The sequence below is a fragment of the Bradyrhizobium sp. AUGA SZCCT0222 genome (genome assembly GCF_018130205.1).
Lineage (GTDB): Bacteria > Pseudomonadota > Alphaproteobacteria > Rhizobiales > Xanthobacteraceae > Bradyrhizobium.
The window spans coordinates 1-16,472 of the sequence record NZ_JAFCLX010000073.1 but is presented as its reverse complement, the minus strand read 5'-3'; the positions used below and the strand labels follow the sequence as shown (position 1 = coordinate 16,472).

General features: G+C 63.3%; 18 protein-coding genes. 4 read left to right on the top strand and 14 right to left on the bottom strand.

Annotated features, from left to right (window positions below; all coding sequences use genetic code 11):
• Window positions 1-31: 31 nt before the first annotated feature.
• A complete protein-coding gene (locus JQ629_RS34940) occupies window positions 32-748 on the bottom strand; it encodes an MgtC/SapB family protein (RefSeq protein WP_212416479.1) in 717 nt (238 codons plus the stop codon).
• 134 nt (window positions 749-882) lie between these two features.
• Here JQ629_RS34940 and JQ629_RS34935 point away from each other — a divergent pair, with 134 nt between their 5' ends.
• On the top strand, window positions 883-1,833 hold the full coding sequence (locus JQ629_RS34935) for a hypothetical protein (RefSeq protein ID WP_212416478.1): 951 nt from the start codon (window positions 883-885) through the stop codon (window positions 1,831-1,833).
• 220 nt (window positions 1,834-2,053) lie between these two features.
• Here the strand turns inward: JQ629_RS34935 and JQ629_RS34930 are convergent, their stop codons facing one another.
• The 10 genes from JQ629_RS34930 to JQ629_RS34885 form a co-directional block, all read right to left on the bottom strand.
• Window positions 2,054-3,070 carry a WD40 repeat domain-containing protein gene (locus tag JQ629_RS34930; protein ID WP_212416477.1) on the bottom strand — a complete coding sequence of 339 codons (1,017 nt, stop codon included), beginning with the start codon at window positions 3,068-3,070 and terminating at the stop codon, window positions 2,054-2,056.
• Window positions 3,070-4,128 (bottom strand): CobW family GTP-binding protein, encoded by a 1,059-nt coding sequence (locus JQ629_RS34925; RefSeq protein WP_212211518.1) that lies wholly within the window; start codon window positions 4,126-4,128, stop codon window positions 3,070-3,072. The genes JQ629_RS34930 and JQ629_RS34925 overlap by 1 nt, the downstream gene beginning before the upstream one ends.
• 55 nt (window positions 4,129-4,183) lie before the next feature.
• Window positions 4,184-5,056, bottom strand: a complete 873-nt coding sequence (locus JQ629_RS34920; protein ID WP_212416476.1) for a metal ABC transporter substrate-binding protein — start codon at window positions 5,054-5,056, stop codon at window positions 4,184-4,186.
• 2 nt (window positions 5,057-5,058) lie between these two features.
• Window positions 5,059-5,928 (bottom strand): metal ABC transporter permease, encoded by an 870-nt coding sequence (locus JQ629_RS34915; RefSeq protein ID WP_211994028.1) that lies wholly within the window; start codon window positions 5,926-5,928, stop codon window positions 5,059-5,061.
• 5 nt (window positions 5,929-5,933) lie between these two features.
• A complete protein-coding gene (locus tag JQ629_RS34910) occupies window positions 5,934-6,710 on the bottom strand; it encodes a metal ABC transporter ATP-binding protein (protein WP_212416475.1) in 777 nt (258 codons plus the stop codon).
• 2 nt (window positions 6,711-6,712) lie between these two features.
• Window positions 6,713-6,910, bottom strand: a complete 198-nt coding sequence (locus JQ629_RS34905; RefSeq protein WP_212270180.1) for a hypothetical protein — start codon at window positions 6,908-6,910, stop codon at window positions 6,713-6,715.
• A 50-nt stretch (window positions 6,911-6,960) separates the two neighbouring features.
• Complete coding sequence (locus tag JQ629_RS34900; RefSeq protein ID WP_211994268.1) at window positions 6,961-7,458, bottom strand: hypothetical protein; 498 nt, start codon at window positions 7,456-7,458, stop codon at window positions 6,961-6,963.
• Between the two features lie 36 nt (window positions 7,459-7,494).
• Complete coding sequence (locus JQ629_RS34895; RefSeq protein ID WP_212416474.1) at window positions 7,495-8,097, bottom strand: permease; 603 nt, start codon at window positions 8,095-8,097, stop codon at window positions 7,495-7,497.
• Between the two features lie 134 nt (window positions 8,098-8,231).
• Window positions 8,232-8,606 (bottom strand): fluoride efflux transporter CrcB, encoded by a 375-nt coding sequence (gene crcB, locus JQ629_RS34890; RefSeq protein WP_212416473.1) that lies wholly within the window; start codon window positions 8,604-8,606, stop codon window positions 8,232-8,234.
• A gap of 224 nt (window positions 8,607-8,830) precedes the next feature.
• The gene (locus JQ629_RS34885) at window positions 8,831-9,430 is read right to left on the bottom strand and encodes a superoxide dismutase (protein ID WP_192738198.1); all 600 of its coding nucleotides are present in this window, start codon (window positions 9,428-9,430) and stop codon (window positions 8,831-8,833) included.
• A 161-nt stretch (window positions 9,431-9,591) separates the two neighbouring features.
• Here JQ629_RS34885 and JQ629_RS34880 point away from each other — a divergent pair, with 161 nt between their 5' ends.
• Together JQ629_RS34880 and JQ629_RS34875 are read left to right on the top strand one after the other, a co-directional pair.
• Window positions 9,592-10,131 (top strand): GNAT family N-acetyltransferase, encoded by a 540-nt coding sequence (locus JQ629_RS34880; protein ID WP_212416472.1) that lies wholly within the window; start codon window positions 9,592-9,594, stop codon window positions 10,129-10,131.
• A gap of 92 nt (window positions 10,132-10,223) precedes the next feature.
• The gene (locus JQ629_RS34875; RefSeq protein WP_212416471.1) at window positions 10,224-11,606 is read left to right on the top strand and encodes an MATE family efflux transporter; all 1,383 of its coding nucleotides are present in this window, start codon (window positions 10,224-10,226) and stop codon (window positions 11,604-11,606) included.
• A gap of 33 nt (window positions 11,607-11,639) precedes the next feature.
• Here the strand turns inward: JQ629_RS34875 and JQ629_RS34870 are convergent, their stop codons facing one another.
• From JQ629_RS34870 to JQ629_RS34860, 3 genes are all read right to left on the bottom strand, one after another.
• Complete coding sequence (locus JQ629_RS34870; RefSeq protein WP_212416470.1) at window positions 11,640-12,794, bottom strand: DUF3095 domain-containing protein; 1,155 nt, start codon at window positions 12,792-12,794, stop codon at window positions 11,640-11,642.
• A 73-nt stretch (window positions 12,795-12,867) separates the two neighbouring features.
• Window positions 12,868-14,736 (bottom strand): molecular chaperone HtpG, encoded by a 1,869-nt coding sequence (gene htpG / locus JQ629_RS34865; protein ID WP_212416492.1) that lies wholly within the window; start codon window positions 14,734-14,736, stop codon window positions 12,868-12,870.
• A gap of 99 nt (window positions 14,737-14,835) precedes the next feature.
• Entirely contained in the window at window positions 14,836-15,642 is an 807-nt protein-coding gene (locus JQ629_RS34860; protein WP_212416469.1) for an MBL fold metallo-hydrolase, read from the bottom strand.
• A gap of 287 nt (window positions 15,643-15,929) precedes the next feature.
• On the opposite strand from JQ629_RS34860, the gene JQ629_RS34855 reads away from it, so the two are divergent.
• Entirely contained in the window at window positions 15,930-16,265 is a 336-nt protein-coding gene (locus JQ629_RS34855) for a VanZ family protein (protein WP_212416468.1), read from the top strand.
• The last annotated feature ends 207 nt before the right edge of the window (window positions 16,266-16,472 follow it).

Sequence of the window (16,472 nt, the reverse complement as noted above, 5' to 3'; positions counted from 1 at the left end):
CCGCAGCGTGCGGAACCGGGCAATAACAAAACTAATCCTTGGTGCTGACTTCCCAGGTGGCGTGGCGAACGCCGGGCTGGCGCTGCAGATCGACCGCGACCGCATTCAATTCGTTGGGATCGATCGCGGTGGAAACCAGCGTGGCGACGATCTCCAAGAGGTCATCGCCATGCTCGACCACATTGAGTTCAGCGACCGGATATTTTGCATTCTCCAATCGCTCAACCATGTGGTCGCGCATGTCAGGCAACGCCTCCGCACTGACCGCGAGCTTGAAGTAATAAGTCGCCTCGGAAGCGCGTTCGTCGATCGGAATGCGGTTGATGGCGTTGACCAGCGGACGCAGCAGGGTGTTGCCGGCGACCACGAACACGGTCAGCGCCGCCGCCTGGGCCACCATGTCGGCGCCGGCGCAGGCTCCGACCCCGGCCGATCCCCAGAGCGTCGCCGCGGTGTTCAGGCCGCGGACGTTCAGGCCCTCTTTCATGATGACGCCGGCGCCGAGGAAGCCGATCCCCGAGACGACATAGGCGATCACATGTACGGCGCCTTCGGCAGCCTTCAGATGCATCGCAAGATCGACAAAGGCGGCCGCGCCGACAGCAACCAGCACATTGGTGCGCAGGCCGGCCGTCCGCTGCCGGTATTGCCGCTCGGCGCCGATCAGGGTGCCCAGAACGAACGCCGCGGTCAGGCTGACCAGGGTGTCGAGGAAATCGGCGATCTGGAAGGTCGTCAGGAAGCGCATCTCGGCTTTCTAGGGGAGAGAAGTGACGAATCTATCACAGCCTGAACGATCTGGCCCGTTCCGGCGACTAACGGTCGCCGGCCCGCTTCGCTGCGGGCAACGGCGCTCGATTCGCCTGATTTAGCGGAATTGTCATGAAAAGATTGCTTTACGCCGCGATCGCGCTGCTCGGTATTCAGTGCTCGCCCGCATCTGCGGACCAGAACTGCATGACCGGCTATTACCGCACCAAGCAGCCCGCCTGCGTCGACAGCGTGCTGTCGCAAATGCGAGCCGGCCCAAACGCCGATCCCAGTGCCGTCATTGGATTCCTGGCGCAGATCTTCAGCACGTCGCCCGCAGAGAAGCAGCGCATCCTGCAACTTGAAGCCTCTTCTTACGTCAAATCGGTGAAGCTTGTGGCGCTCTACGGCGCCGGCCTCACGGAAGACGCGCAGAAATTTGCCGAGGAAAACCAGATCACAGCCACGCTGCAGAAAATCGAAAAGAACCAGCCTGCCAAACTTGCCGTGGTGCGGCCGTCGTCGAATGCCGCCGACAATGACCTCCTGATCGGCGCTTATATGGCATCCGGTGACACCAGCTTCATTGAAAGAATCCTCGCCAACTTCTCCAGCGCAGATGACGACATGGCGGGCATTGCCATGCGCATGGGATTCATGAAGGGCAAGTTCGGGCCGAACATGACCGCGGAAGGCCGGGACAACGTGATGGCCAAGATGGCCTGCGACAAATACGCGTGCAAAACCGAGCCCGCCAAATTCTTTCGCGTGCTGACATTGGCGAGCGGATTTTGGGCGTTGCAGTCGCTGGCATCAGCCGACGACGGCATCAAGAAGACCTTCTCCGGCTTTTTTGCGAACGATCCTCGCCTGAAAAACCTGTTCGCGGCCGAGCAAGCGGCGTTCGGAAATTACATGACGACGCTCACCATGCTCGCCGTCTTCAAACCCGACCCGAAGGACCGCGACAAGACCGCCGAAAACATGAGCAAGGCCGCTTCGGCCTTCGAAAACCTCGAACCGGCCGGCAAGACGTTTGACCACATCGAGGCTTACGTCAAAGGTGGGAAGAAAGTGAAGTGAGGCGGGCTGCTGCAGCATGATCCACAGACGTCATCCCCGGATGAGCGCATTCGCGCTCACTCGGGAGGCGCGAGCCTTGCGGTGCACTTGCACCGCTGGGCGAGCCTCGAAGGATGGGCCACGGGCCGTATCATCCTTCGAGGCGCGCAAGAGCGCGCACCTCAGGATGACGGAGATAGTGCGAGTTGGCCGCTTCAACCGGCGTGCCTCGCCTCAAGAGCTACAATTCCACCATGCCGGCGTCGCCGTCTTCGGTGCCGAAGGCGAGCAGCGATCCCTTGGGGCTCCAGGCCAGCGCCGAAACCGCGGCGTTGCCCCTCCGGCGCACCAGGATCTCCGCGCCGTCCTCGATCCGCACCATCAGCACGCAACCGTCGCTGTAGCCCGCGGCCAGGATATCATGCTTCGGATGACAGCTGACCGCCGAGACACGCGCCTGCAGCGGCGCCAGCATCGCCGGCTCCTTGCCCATCGGCCCGTCCTTGCTGGTGAACGGCCAGATGATCACGGTATCGGCGCCCGAGGTTGCGAGCCCCTTGCCACCGGCGCTCCAGGCGATCGAGCGGACGCGGCCGGGATAGCCGCTCATGCGCATGTGCCTGTTGTCAGCGAGCCGCCAGCCATGCAGCGCCGGCTCGTGCATCGTGGTGACCAGGAATTTGTTGTCGGGACTGAACGTGACGCCGAGATGCGACCCCGCCCATTCCAGAAATTCCGGGTTCGCTGCCATGTTCGGAAACCACAGCGTCACGCCGTTGTAATGCGCGACCGCCAGCCGCAGGCCCTTCGGCGCAAACGCCAGCCCGCCCACGGTCGAGGGCATGTCAAAGGTTTTCTCTTCACTCTTGCCGCTGCGGACATAGGCGGTCTTGCCGGCTGACCACGCCACCGCGCCGTCGGGATGCAGCGCGACATTGTCGATCCAGCGCCGCTTGGCGTCGGTCGCCAGCACGCTGACCTCGCCTTTGGCGTTAAGCGCGACGAGCTTGCCGTCGTCGCCGCCGGTAACGACGCGCGCACCATCGGATGCCGCGCACAACACCGCGCCGCCGTGGATATCGACACGCGAAATTTCACCGTCGGCGCCGACAATCGCCGCACTCTCCTCAGCGCCGACGAAGACCGCGGTCTCGCCGAGAAAATACACCGACGATATCGGCATGCCGACCGCAAGCGGCCGCACCTTGTCGGTGATCGAAGCAATGGAGGCGCCTTCGCCCGGATCAAACTGTTTCATCACGTGGTGATACAGCTCTCAAAACCGTCGCGGATCATCTGCTCCGGCAATTCGCGACCGATAAAGACAAGCCGGCTTTCGCGCCGTTCGTCATCCTTCCACTTACGTTGATGGTCGCCCTCGAGCATCATGTGCACGCCCTGGAACACGTAGCGGTCGTCATCGTCGCTGAAGGCGAGGATGCCCTTGGAGCGCAGGATCTTCTGCCCTTCGGAGGCGACGAGGTTCTGCAGCCACGGCATGAACTTGGTGGCATCGAGCGGCTTGTCCGTGCGCAGCGACAGCGACTGCATCTCCTCGTCATGGTAATGCTTCAGCCCGCCATGGCTGTGGCTGTGATCATGATGATGGTCATGGCCGTGGTGATGATCGTGATCATGGTGATGATCATGGCCATCGCCGGCATCGAGGAATTCCGGCTCGATCTCGAGAATGCGATCGAGATCGAACGCGCCGCGCTCCAGCACATCAGCCAGCGCCACCTTGCAACGCTCGGTGCGATGCAGTTTTGCGTAAGGGTTGATGCCGCGGATCCGCGCCTCGACTTCGGCGAGTTCGGCTTTGGAAACGAGGTCGGTCTTGTTGAGCACGATGACGTCGGCGAAGGCGATCTGGTTCTTGGCTTCCGGCGCATCCTTCAAACGGTCGCTCAGCCATTTGGCGTCGGCCACGGTGACGACCGCGTCGAGCCGGGCGTTCTTCTGCACGTCCTCGTCGACAAAGAAGGTCTGCGCCACCGGCGCCGGGTCGGCCAAACCGGTGGTCTCGACGATGATGGCGTCGAACTTGCCTTTGCGCTTCATCAGTCCGTCGAGGATGCGCACGAGGTCGCCGCGCACGGTGCAGCAGACGCAGCCATTGTTCATCTCGAACACCTCTTCATCGGCGCCGATGATGAGGTCGTTGTCGATGCCGATTTCGCCGAATTCGTTGACGATGACGGCGTATTTCTTACCGTGGTTTTCCGACAGGATTCGATTCAGCAGAGTGGTTTTGCCGGCGCCGAGATAACCCGTCAGCACGGTCACGGGAATTTTTTGGGACGTCAGTTCAGACATGGCAGCTCCGGGCGGAAATTCGGGCGCGCCGGCAACAGCAGGGAGGCCCCTGCCCCTATTCGCCAAGCGCGCTGGTCAGGGCCTTTATATTGTGCCTGACCATATCAATGTAAGTGGGGGCATCGCCCTTTTCGGCCGTCAAACTGTCCGAATAGAGGGTACCGCCGACCTTGGCACCTGTCTCGGCCGATATCCGCCGGATCAGGCGCGGATCGCTGACATTTTCCAGAAAAACCGCCGGGATCTTGGCGGTCCGGATCTGGGTGATAATACCGGCAATATCGCGGGCGCTGGGCTCGGACTCCGTGGATACGCCGACGGGTGCAATGAATTCGACGCCGTAGGCGGCGGCGAAATAACCGAAGGCGCCGTGAGTCGAAATCACCTTGCGGCGGCCCGCCGGGATCTTTGCGACGGCTTCGCGCGCCTCGCGGTCGAGGGCGTCGAGTTTCGCCAGATAAGCCTCCGCATTGGCGCGAAAACCCTGGGCCGAGGCAGGGTCGGCGGCCGCCAGCGCGTCGCTTATATTGCCGACATAGATTTTGGCGTTGGCGACGGATTGCCAGGCGTGCGGGTCGGCATCCGAGCCGAGCTTGAGCGGCGCGATGCCGGCGGTCGCCGTCACGACGGTAACCTTGCTCCCGGCGGATTTCAGCAGCCGCGGCAGCCAGCCCTCGAAGCCAAGGCCATTGACGAAAATCAGCTTCGCATCGGCGATCTTTTTCGCATCCGCCGGCGTCGGCGAGTAGACATGCGCGTCACCGTCCGCACCGACCAGCGTCGTGACGCTGACACGGTCGCCGCCGACATTGCGGACGAAATCGCCGAGGATGGAGAAGCTGGCGACGACCTTGAGGCGTTCCTGCGCGCTGGCCGGAACGACCGTCGCGATCAGCACCAGACACATGAACCCGAACAAACGCTGCATCGTTACGCCTCGAGATGCCGGCCAGGGAACAGCTGCCGGACCAGGCCGCTGACATTGCCGAACAGGACGGACACCACATAAATCCCCGCCGCGACCAGAATGACCGCGGGGCCTGACGGAATTTTGGTCTGGAACGACAGCACCAGCCCGGCATAGCCCGACACCATGGCACTTGCGACCGCGATGCAGATCATGCCGGTGATGTCGCGCGACCAGAACCGCGCGATGCCCGCGGGCAGGATCATCAGGCCGACGCCGAGCAAAGTGCCGAGCGCGTGAAAACCGTTGACGAGATTGATCACGACCAGCGCCAGAAACGCCAGATGCGCCGGGGCGCCTGCGCGGCTGACGGTGCGCAGGAACACCGGGTCGACGCATTCGATCACCAGCGGGCGATAGATCACGGCCAGCACGAGCAAGGTGATGGTGGCGTTGAAGGCGATCACCAGCAAGGTCTGGTCGTCCATCGCCAGGATGTTGCCGAACAGCACGTGCAGCAGGTCGATATTGGTGCCCTTGATGGAGACGATGGTGACGCCGAGCGCCAGTGACACCAGATAGAACGTCGCCAGCGAGGCGTCTTCCTTCAGCTCGGTGGTGCGCGCGACCACGCCGGCCAGGATCGCGACCGTAAAACCCGCGATCAGGCCGCCGGTCGTCATCGCGAACAGGTTGAGACCGGAGACCAGAAAGCCGATCGCGGCCCCGGGCAGGATCGCATGCGCCATGGCGTCGCCGACGAGGCTCATCCGCCGCAACATCAGGAACACGCCGATCGGCGCTGCGCCCAGCGACAGCGCGATCACGGCGGCGAGTGCGCGGCGCATGAACTCGAATTCGGTGAAAGGCGCGATCAGCGCATCATGGAGCATTGGAGCTAGGCCGCCCGCGAGGGCACATCGGCGGCGCAGGCCGCGGCCCGGTCGTCGAAGGCTTCGCACATCTTCATCGCCACCAAGAGGTTATCCGGCGTCAGCACCTGCGCGGTCGCGCCCCATGCCACCGGCCCACGGGCCAGCAGCAGGGTTTCGGGGAAATGGTTGCGCACCATGTCGAGGTCATGCAGCGCCGCCAGCACGGTGCGGCCTTCGCCATGCCAGCGTTTGACCAGCGCGATCAGGTCCGCTGATGTTTTGGCGTCGATGGCGTTGAACGGCTCGTCCAGCACGATCAGGCGCGCGTCCTGCAGCAGCACGCGGGCGAACAGCATGCGCTGCATCTGGCCGCCGGACAGCGTGCCGATCGGGCGGTTCTCAAAACCGTTGAGACCGACGGCGGCAAGCCCCGCCAAAATCCGCTCGCGCTCTTTCTTGCCCATACCGCCGAAGAAGCCGGTGGAGCGCCACAGTCCGGTGCCGACGAAATCGAACACCGAAATGGGAAAGCTGCGGTCGATGTCGGCGGTCTGCGGCAGATAGGCGATATCCTTGCTGTCGAGCCCGCCCAGCGAGATTGCACCCGACAGGGGTTTCAGGATGCCGGCGAGACCGCGAAACAGCGTCGACTTGCCGGCGCCGTTCGGCCCGATCACCGCGACCAACGCACCCCCGGCGACCTCGAGGTTGAGGTGGTGCACCGCCGGATGCCGGTCATAGCCGAGCGTGACGTTGCTGAATTTGACCTGAGCTTGCTGGATTTGGGTCTGCGCCGCCATGCTCACCTCATCGCCACCAGCACGACCACCCACAGACATGCGCTGACCGCCAGCGCCGCGCCGAGCCGCGCCGCCACCGTCATCCGCAGGATCGACCACGGCGCCGGCTGCGCCGGATGCGGGGTCGACGGGTCGTGGTGATGGGGGTGACCATGGCTGTGGTGGTGGTGCGCATGGTCGTGGGAATGGGAGTGAGACATGCAAAGATGTTATATTATAACATAACCTGAGTCCACGGAAGTGCCCTGCCTCACGGCTTCCCGATCGCCATCGCCAAGGCCGCCGCGAGGAACGGGAACGGCACCGATACCGCGGCGCGGAACCAGACGAAACGCGCCGGCATGAACGGGATTTCCCACAGGATCAGCCGCTGGAAGGCGAACAGCGCCCAGGCGACGACATAGGCGATCACCTGCGGCGAGCCGCCGCCGACCTTCAGCGCCACCGCGCCGATGGAAAAGCCGACCACCGGGCCTCCCGGCGTCAGCCCGCCCGCGATCACGGCCGTGAGCACACCGAGCCAGCCGGAATCCGGACCCAGCCAGCCGGTGATGATTTCGGGGGGAATGACGGCGGCGATGTAGCCGGAGCCGATCACACCGAGCGCGATCCGCGGCACGATGTTGATGAAATCCATTGCGCCCTCGCGCGCCGCCGAAACCACGACGACACGGCCGCGCCGGAACGCGATGATGCCAAGCACGAGCACGGAGCCCCACAGGCTGATGTCGATGATGAGCGCGCTCATCGCCATAACGGCTCGCCCTTCATGACGGCTCACCCTTCATGTCGGCTCGCCCTTGGGATACATCCGCACATAGACGAAGCGCCCGAGCGCGCCGGCCAGGATCGGGATCGGCAGCGAGATCACGATCCGCCACAGCGTGAAATCGGTGCCGAGGATCGGCAATTCCCAGGCGACCGCGCGGCCATAGCCGATCAGCGTCCAGCTCACCACCATCGCGATGGTGGCGCCAAAATCCGCGCCGACCGTGAGCAGCGCCGCCGCCACTGGATAGGCGGTGAACGGCCCGCCCGGCAGGATGGCGCCGAACGCCGTTCCGATCAGCAATCCCTTCAGGCCGGAGTTCGGGCCGAGCGATCGCGACACTTTCTCGTGCGGCAGGATTTCCGTAATGAACGCGCCGAGCAGGCAGCCGGCCAATACGCGCGGCAGGATCTCGCCGAACAGCCAGAGATCATCGGTGAGAATCTTGAGCACGCCGTCGATACCGTCGCGGCGATAGACCAGCGTGGCGCTGACCGCGACCAGCACGGCGATGAAGATCATCGACCAGCCGACCGGCTTGCGCTTGCGTCGCGGGCCCGCTTCGGCCTCCGCAAGTTCGTCGGCGGGCGCCGGTTCTTTCAATGGGGGTTCTGACAATGCAATGAATCGGCAAGGATCTGCAGGTGAAAAGTCCAACCCTGCTTAGTCCCGGCCGGGGCCTCACGCAAACGGAACAACCGAAACATCCATGCGCCTCTCAGGCATGGCCATGCAAGGCTGTCACGCGCTTTTCAGGTCAGGTGGCGCACCAGCGCAAGGCCGGCAAACAGGCCGGCAATCGAGAGCACGACCGAGCCGAGGATGTAGGCCGCCGCCAGGCCAAGCTCACCTCGCTCATAGAGCACGGCGGTATCGAGCGAAAACGCGGAAAACGTCGTGTAGCCGCCGAGTATGCCCGTCATCAGGAACAGCCGCCACGGCTGCGAGGCCTCACCCTTGAGGGCGAGATAGCCTGCGATCAGCCCCATCACGGTCGATCCTGATATGTTGATGATGAAGGTGCCCCAGGGAAATCCGGTGCCGATACAGCGGGCGCAGGTGAGATTGATGAAATGGCGCAGCGAGGCGCCAAGGCCGCCACCGACGAAGACCAGCAAATAGCTCATCGCAGCATTTTCCACATCGCGAAATCACCCGGCAACAGCGCTTGTGCCGCAAGCCCGCGACGCCTGCAAGGATGGCATGGGAGGCAAAAGAGATAAGGGCGGCAGTTCTGCACTGCCGCCCCTTGATATTAGTTCGATGTCATTCCGGGGCGCGCGATAGCGCGAACCCGGAATCTCGAGATTCCGGGTTCGATGCTTCGCATCGCCCCGGAATGACAAAGCAATCAGGAAGCCTTGCCGAACAGCTGGTCGACATATTCCCAGTTCACGAGATTATCGACGAACGCCTTCAGATAGTCCGGGCGGCGGTTGCGATAGTCGATGTAGTAGGAGTGCTCCCAGACGTCGCAGCCCAGGATCGGGGTTGCGCCATGAACCAGCGGGCTCTCGCCGTTCGCGGTCTTGGAGATTTCGAGCTTGCCGTTCTTGACCGACAACCAGCACCAGCCGGAGCCGAACTGGCCGACGCCGGCGGCGGCGAAGTCGGTCTTGAACTTGTCGAGCCCGCCGAGATCCTCGGTGATCTTCTTTTCCAAACGGCCGGGCAGCTTGCTGCCGCCGCCATTCGGCTTCATCCAGTTCCAGAAATGCAGATGGTTGTAGTGCTGGCCGGCATTGTTGAACACGGCCGGGTTCTTGCCGAACGAGGCCTTGACGATCTCCTCGAGGGATTTGCCTTCGAATTCGGTCCCCTTGATCGCGTTGTTTCCGTTGGTCACGTAAGCCTGGTGATGCTTGTCGTGGTGGAATTCCAGCGTTTCCTTGGACATATAGGGGGCAAGGGCGTCATGGGCATAGGGAAGATCGGGTAGCGTGAAGGTCATGGGGTGATGTCCGAAAATGATGGGAGACGTGGTGTAACGGGAACCCTTATAGAAGGTTCCATCGCGCTTAAACACCGCAATTTGACAAAGCGGGCGGCTTCTTCGGTAACGATGCTCCGCGTCCAGCGTATGACGGGACATGCGCTATTGCGGGGTGAAAAATGAGTATCGAGATCGATGTCCTGAACGGGGACGCATCATGGCCGAGGGTCGAACCGCTGATGAATGCGGTCTGGCCGAAGCATGTGGTCGAGAAACTGTCCTGGGGCCACGTCAAATGGGCCCACGCTGATTTGCGCGTGCTGATCGAGGCGCCAGAGGAATCGGCAAAACCCGGGCTTGCCTGCCATGTCGGTATCTATTTCCGCACCGCCACCTGGAACGGGCGCAAGGTCGATATCGGCGGTATCGGCGGGGTTGCGACCCGCGAGGATTTCCGGGGACGAGGGCTTGCCGGCCTCGCGCTCGGCGCCGCGATCCAGACCATGCGCGACCACGAAGCGATCAAGTTTGCGCTGTTGTTCTGCGAGCCGCATAATTTCGCCTTCTACGAGGCCCGCGGGTGGCATAAATTCACCGGCGAGGTCTACGCCGAGCAGCCGGAGGGACGCATCCGTTTCGAGGCGATGGCGCCGTTCGTGTTCGACTTCACCCGCGCCCCGCGCGACGGCATCATCGACCTATGCGGCCTGCCATGGTGACCCCTGCGCGGCGATGGGGTGGCTTGCGCATGCGCGTGCCGATAATATGTTGGCCATAATATATTGCCTTCTGGCCGACAAACCGGTGACGCATGACGATCGACGCCCAGCTTGATTTGCGCCCCGCGGCCGCACCAACCGCGCCGGTCAACAGCCTGTTGATCTCGCCGATCCTGCCGACGCTGCTGAAGCTCGCACTCCCCAACGCGATCGCGATGGTCGGCACCGCGCTGGTGGCGGTTGCCGAAACCTCCTATATCGGCCGGCTCGGCACCGAGCCGCTGGCCGGGATCGCGCTGGTGTTTCCGTTCGTGATGCTGACGCAGATGATGTCGGCGGGCGCGATGGGCGGCGGCGTTTCCTCCGCCATCAGCCGCGCACTCGGCGCCGGCAACCGCGACCGCGCCGCCACGCTGGCGCTGCATGCGGCCATGATCGGCACCTGCGCCGGATTGTTCTTCACCGTTGTCATGCTGATGCTCGGCCGGCAATTCTACTCGCTGCTTGGCGGCCGCGGCGGCGTGCTCGAACAAGCCATGCAATATTCCCACGTGCTGTTCTCCGGCGCGGTTTCGATCTGGCTCGTCAACACGCTGGCCTCGGTGGTGCGCGGCACCGGCGATATGCGCCTCCCATCAATCGTGCTGATCTTTGTTGCGATCGCCCAGGTCTCGGTCGGCGGAGGCCTCGGTCTTGGATTATTCGGCCTGCCGAAGCTCGGCATGCCCGGGGTCGCCGCGGGTCAGCTCACCGCCTTCACGCTGGGGGCGATATTCCTGGCGTGGTACCTCGCCAGCGGCCGCAGCCGGCTGAAGCTGAATTTCACAGCCTTCCAGTTCGAGCGCGAGATGTTCGTCGACATCCTCAAGGTCGGCGCGATTGCCTGCCTGGCCCCCCTGCAAACCGTCCTGACCATCCTGATCTTCACCAAAATCGTGGCGGGCCTCGGCACGGAGACGCTGGCCGGTTACGGCATGGGTTCGCGTCTGGAATTCCTGCTGGTCCCGCTTGCATTTGCGTTCGGCATCGCCTCGGTGCCGATGGTCGGCATGGCTGTTGGCGCTGGCCTTGTGGCGCGGGCGCGCCGGGTGGCCTGGACCGCGGCCGCCGCGGCAGGCCTGACCGTCGGCCTGATCGGCCTGGTCGTCGCGATCAAGCCGACGCTCTGGATCTCGCTGTTCACCAGCGATCCCGGCGTGACGGCTGCTGCCTCTTCTTACTTTGCCTGGGCCGGCCCGGCTTTCGGCTTCTTCGGCACCGGCCTCGCCCTCTACTTCGCCTCGCAGGGCGCGGCAAAGGTCGGCGGCCCGGTCATGGCCGGCACCATCCGGCTGCTGCTGGTCGGCCTCGGCGGCTGGTGGCTGGCGTCATCGGGCGCACCGGCCTGGACCTTGTTCGCGCTCGTCGGCGCCGCGATGGTCGTATACGGCCTCTCTACAATGCTGTTCATTCGCTTCACGCGCTGGGGCAAATGAGCATCCAGCCGGCGCTATGCGGCGGCGAGAAGCTCAAGCCGCCATCGCCTTCAACGCGGTCGCCGCCGAAGCATAGCCGCCGCGTGCGCCATCGATGAAGTGAACGTGGTCGCTGCGCATCACCGACGGCGTGAAGCAGGTCATCATCGCCGCGTCCTGGCGGTGCAAGCCATAGCGCACGACACCGTTTGAGGCCGCCTTTGCCAGCCGTTGCGCCAGCGCCTGTTCGAGCTCCGGCGTGCAGTCGAGGATCATCCGCAATCCATCGTCGTATTTGCGGAAGTCGGAATTCTCTACCACCTGCTGCATGTAGGTCTTCGGCACGAAATTGCCGACCTTGATGCCGAAGCGCAACACAACATAGGCCCACAGCGCGATGGCCAACGCGGAACCGCGCCGCCGCAACAACGACCCGCCGCGCGCGGCACGCGCCTCGTATTCGATGCCCGCCGGCGGAAAGCGGATATCGGGGCCGCTTGAAGGCACCGGCCGCCCGGCATCAGGGCTGCGTTCGACGAGATCGATGATGTCTTCGATCGCGTTGCGGAATGCGCGCGGATCGGCGCCCTTTGCCGGCACCACCAGCACCGAAAGAATGAGGCCGCGTGCGGACGGAATCTCCTCGAACCGGCACGACAGGCCGGACAAATCCGGCTGCTCGCCCGCTGGCGCCGCGGGGACCGCGAATTCGCCGCGCTTCATCGCCGCGTCCGCCCAGCCGAGACCGCCGCCGGAAAACATCGCATAGGATAGATTGGGCGACGGCCCGAAACGCGCGACCCTGATGTCGAGGCCCTGCGCACGGATTGCTTTCACCGGCACCAGCGCCACCCGCATTGCAAGATCAAGGCCTTCGCTGACCCAGGTCGCTGTCGCCGCCAGCGCCTCGCGCGCGCGGCCGAGATCGGCGGGCGCTACGGCAAAGCTGGCACCATCGCCGCCGAACACGAACGGAAACTCGCGTCCATCCAGCGCATTGGTCACGGCGGCGATGACAGCGGCGCCCGCCATGTTGACCGCCTTGTAGCGCTGGTTGGCGATCGCCTTGGTCGATTCCACGATGTCGGCGACGCCGACGGTCCAATCATCCGGTAACGGCGAATACAGCGCCGGATCCATCAGGCTGGTGAAGCCGCGAAAGACCGGAATGCCGCCGTAGAAGATGTCGGTGCCGTCGGGCGTGGTCATTGCGATGCAAGTTACCCCGTTTTCCGAAGCTGTCTAACAGATACGGGGTAACCCAAATTCGGGTTCGCCCCTGCTACAGTTTGACGCCCCGTAGCACCAACTGGTTGAGCCTGCTCGCAAACGCCGCCGGGTCCTCCGGCAATTCGCCATCGAGGATCTGAGCCTGCTCCAGCAGCAGGAACGACAGATCCGCGGCTGCGTCCTTGGCCCCGGCAATCGCCGCCACCAATGGATGACGCAGATTGATCTCGAGGATCGGCTTGGTCACCGAGCCCTGGTTCTGCATCGCCAGCAACCGTTCGAGCTGGCGGTCGCGGCCGTCGCCGCCGGCCACCAGGCAGGATGCGCTCGACGTCAGCCGCTGCGACGCCCGCACGTCGGAGACGCGTTCCCCGAGCGTGTCCTTGATGACGGCGATGGTCGCGGCCTCATCCGTAGTGCTCTCTTCCTTTTTGTCGTCCGCCTTGTCGTCCAGCAGCGGGATCAGACCGAAATCGATATCGCCCTGGCTCAACGATTTCAGCGGCTTGCCGCCGAAATCGAGCGGCGCCGAAGTCCAGAACGCATCGACCGGATCGGTCAGCAGCAACACCTCGATGCCGCGGGCTGTGGCGGATTCGAGTTTTGGGTTCGACTTCAGCCGCTCGATGCTGTCGCCGGTGAGGTAATAGATCTCGGTCTGGTTCGATTTCAGGTTTTCGACGTACTGCTTGAGCGAACGCTTCTCGCCCGATGTCGTGGTGAAGCGCGACAGGCCCAGCAGCTTTTCGCGCCGCTCGAAATCTTCCCAGATGCCTTCCTTGATTACGGGCCCGAACGAATCCCAGATTTTCGCGAATGCCTCCGGCTCCCTGTCGCCGAGGTTTTCCAGCTCGGTGACGACGCGGCTGGTGACGGCCTTGCGGATCTGCGCCAGCTGCGGGTTGTTCTGCAGCATCTCGCGGGAAATATTGAGCGGCAGATCCTCGCTGTCGATCACGCCGCGGATGAAGCGCAGATAAGCCGGCAGTAAATCAGCATCGTCGGCAATGAAGACGCGGCGGACATAGAGCTTCACCTTGCCCTTGCGCGCCTGGTCGAACAGGTCGAACGGTTTTGTCGACGGTGCGAACAGCAGCACCGCATAGGACTGGCGGCCCTCGGCGCGGTAATGCAAGGTCATCGCGGGCTCGTCGAACGCGCCGGCGATCGATTGATAGGCGCCCTTGTAATCGTCAGGCGTCAGTTCCGATTTCGGCCGCTGCCACAGTGCGCTGGCCGAATTGATCTGGCGCGGCTCGCCTTCCTCCGGCACCAGCTCAATCGGAAACTGGATGTTGTCGGAATAGGCGCGGACGATGCGCTCGATCTCGTAGGTCTCGAGATATTTCTGCGCGTTCTCTTTCAGATGCAGCACGATCTCGGTGCCGCGCGTAATGCGCGCGGCGTCCTCCTCGCTCGCGGGCGCGATCTCAAATCCGCTGCCGCCCGAGGACGACCAGGTCCAGACCTCGTCCGAGCCGGCGCGGCGGCTGGTGACGACGATGCGCTCGGCGACCATGAAGGCGGCATAGAAGCCGACGCCGAACTGGCCGATCAGGTTGGCGCCATCCTTGGCCTCGGTCAGGCGCGACAGAAACGACTTGGTGCCGGAGCGCGCGATGGTGCCGAGATTGTCGATCAATTCCTGCCGGTCCATGCCGATGCCGCTGTCGACCACGGCAAGCGTGTTCGCCGCCTTGTTCGGCACGATGCGGATCGCGGGCGGCGCACCATCGGTGATCAGTTCGGGTGCGGCGATCGCCTCATAGCGCAGCTTGTCGCAGGCGTCGGACGCGTTCGAAATCAGTTCACGCAGGAAAATATCGGTTTCCGAATAAACCGAGTGCACCATCAGATGCAGGAGTTCGGCGACCTCGGCCTGGAACGGCTGGGATTCGGGGGCAGTCGTGGTGGTCATCAGGGGCTCACGAGATCAAGCATGGGTGGGAAAGCCCTGATATAGCGATACTATCTGGAGTGGCAAGGTTCGAAGGCCGGCGGGTTCCTGCCCTCGGCCGGTCTAATCCGCAATCGCGGCCAGATAGCGCCGGACCGAAGCATCGAATGCGGCCTTTGCGCCCGCCTCGATGTTCTTGCCCCACCACGCGCCATAGATGCGGTCGAACGCCAACGGCGCGACCGCGCGCGCGACGCCTTGAACCGATTTCGCATTCAAGGGGATGTAGTTCGGGAAGCTGTACATGAAGCTCAGTGAACGGCGGTCCATCGCCACCATGGCAACATCACCGGTGAGCAGCGCGCCTCGCCGCTGCGCACCCGCACGCCAATGCAGGATCGTGCCGCCGGCGAAATGACCGCCGGTGCGGATGAGAACGATGTCATCGGAAATCTGACGGCTGTCGCCGGCCCACGGCACGATCGCGGCGTGCGGCCGCGTGACCCATTGGCGATCGTCGCCATGCAGATAGATCGGAACGCCGCCAAAGGCCTCGCTCCAGTCGGCGACCGCGCCGTAATAATGCGGGTGCGAAACCGCAATCGCCTTCAGGCCGCCGAGCGACCGGACATGGTCTACCGCCTCTGATGTAGCCAGGGGCACGCAATCCCACATCACGCAGCCGTCGGGCTCGGGAATGAGCAGCGCGCGCTGTCCGATCGCGAAGCCCGGATCGAGAGCGATCCCGGGAATACCGAGATCATCGCGCCAGACGATCTTGTGGCGCTCCGCCAGTGCGTCGCGCGAAAGCCATTGCTGGCCCTTCCAGTTCACGTACTGCCGTTCGTCCTCGCAAATCGGGCACGCCGCCGGCGGCGCGACGCTGTCCGGAAACTGCGCACCGCATTGCTCGCAAGTCCACAAGGGCATCGCCGTCACTCCAATCCGGTAGAAACGCGACTCTCGCAAATGCGCGGTTTCGGATCAACAAGAGGGAGTTTAGCCTTCAAGTTCAATTGACTTGCTTCGGCGCTGTTGGAGGGTAAGTTCCGGTACATGACCTGGTTTTGCCTTGGGTTCGCTTTTTTATTGCTGCTGTGATTATTGCACGAGGCGCCCACAACCGGCGCCTGGACGGGTTGGATGATCTCCACGCCCTGGGTTTTCTCAACAATTATTGACGGGATCAGATTATCTCGACCATTCAAAAATTATGCATGATTGTGGGCTGGCTGGCGCTGGCATTCATCGCCTTCGCAACGCTGTCGCCGATCCACGCCCGCCCCGTGCTTGCCGAAGGCCTGATTGAGCATTTCGCGGCCTTCGCCTTGCTGGGCCTTGCGCTTGCCCTCGCTTACCCCAACCGCGTGGTTTTTGTTGTCACGATCGTTGTCGGAGGCGCAGTGGCGTTGGAGATCTTGCAACTGCTGACGCCGGATCGCCACGGCCGTCTGCTTGATGCAGCCGTGAAGGTGGCGGGCGGCATCGGCGGGATTGGCGCCGGACAATTGGCGATCATGCTGCTGAGGGGCAAAATCGGCCGCGCCAAATAGCGCATTTCGATTCCATTCTCACGGCCATTTTTAATAGCCAGCCCGGACACTTGGCGGTCACTCCGCCGCGAGCTTCACCTCGGGTGCAGCAGCGCGGACGTCGGCATCGACCTGGGCTTCGAACTTGGCAAAGTTCTTCTGGAACATGCCGACCAGCGCACGCGCGGTCTTGTCGAACTCGGCCTTGTCCTTCCAGGTGTTGACGGG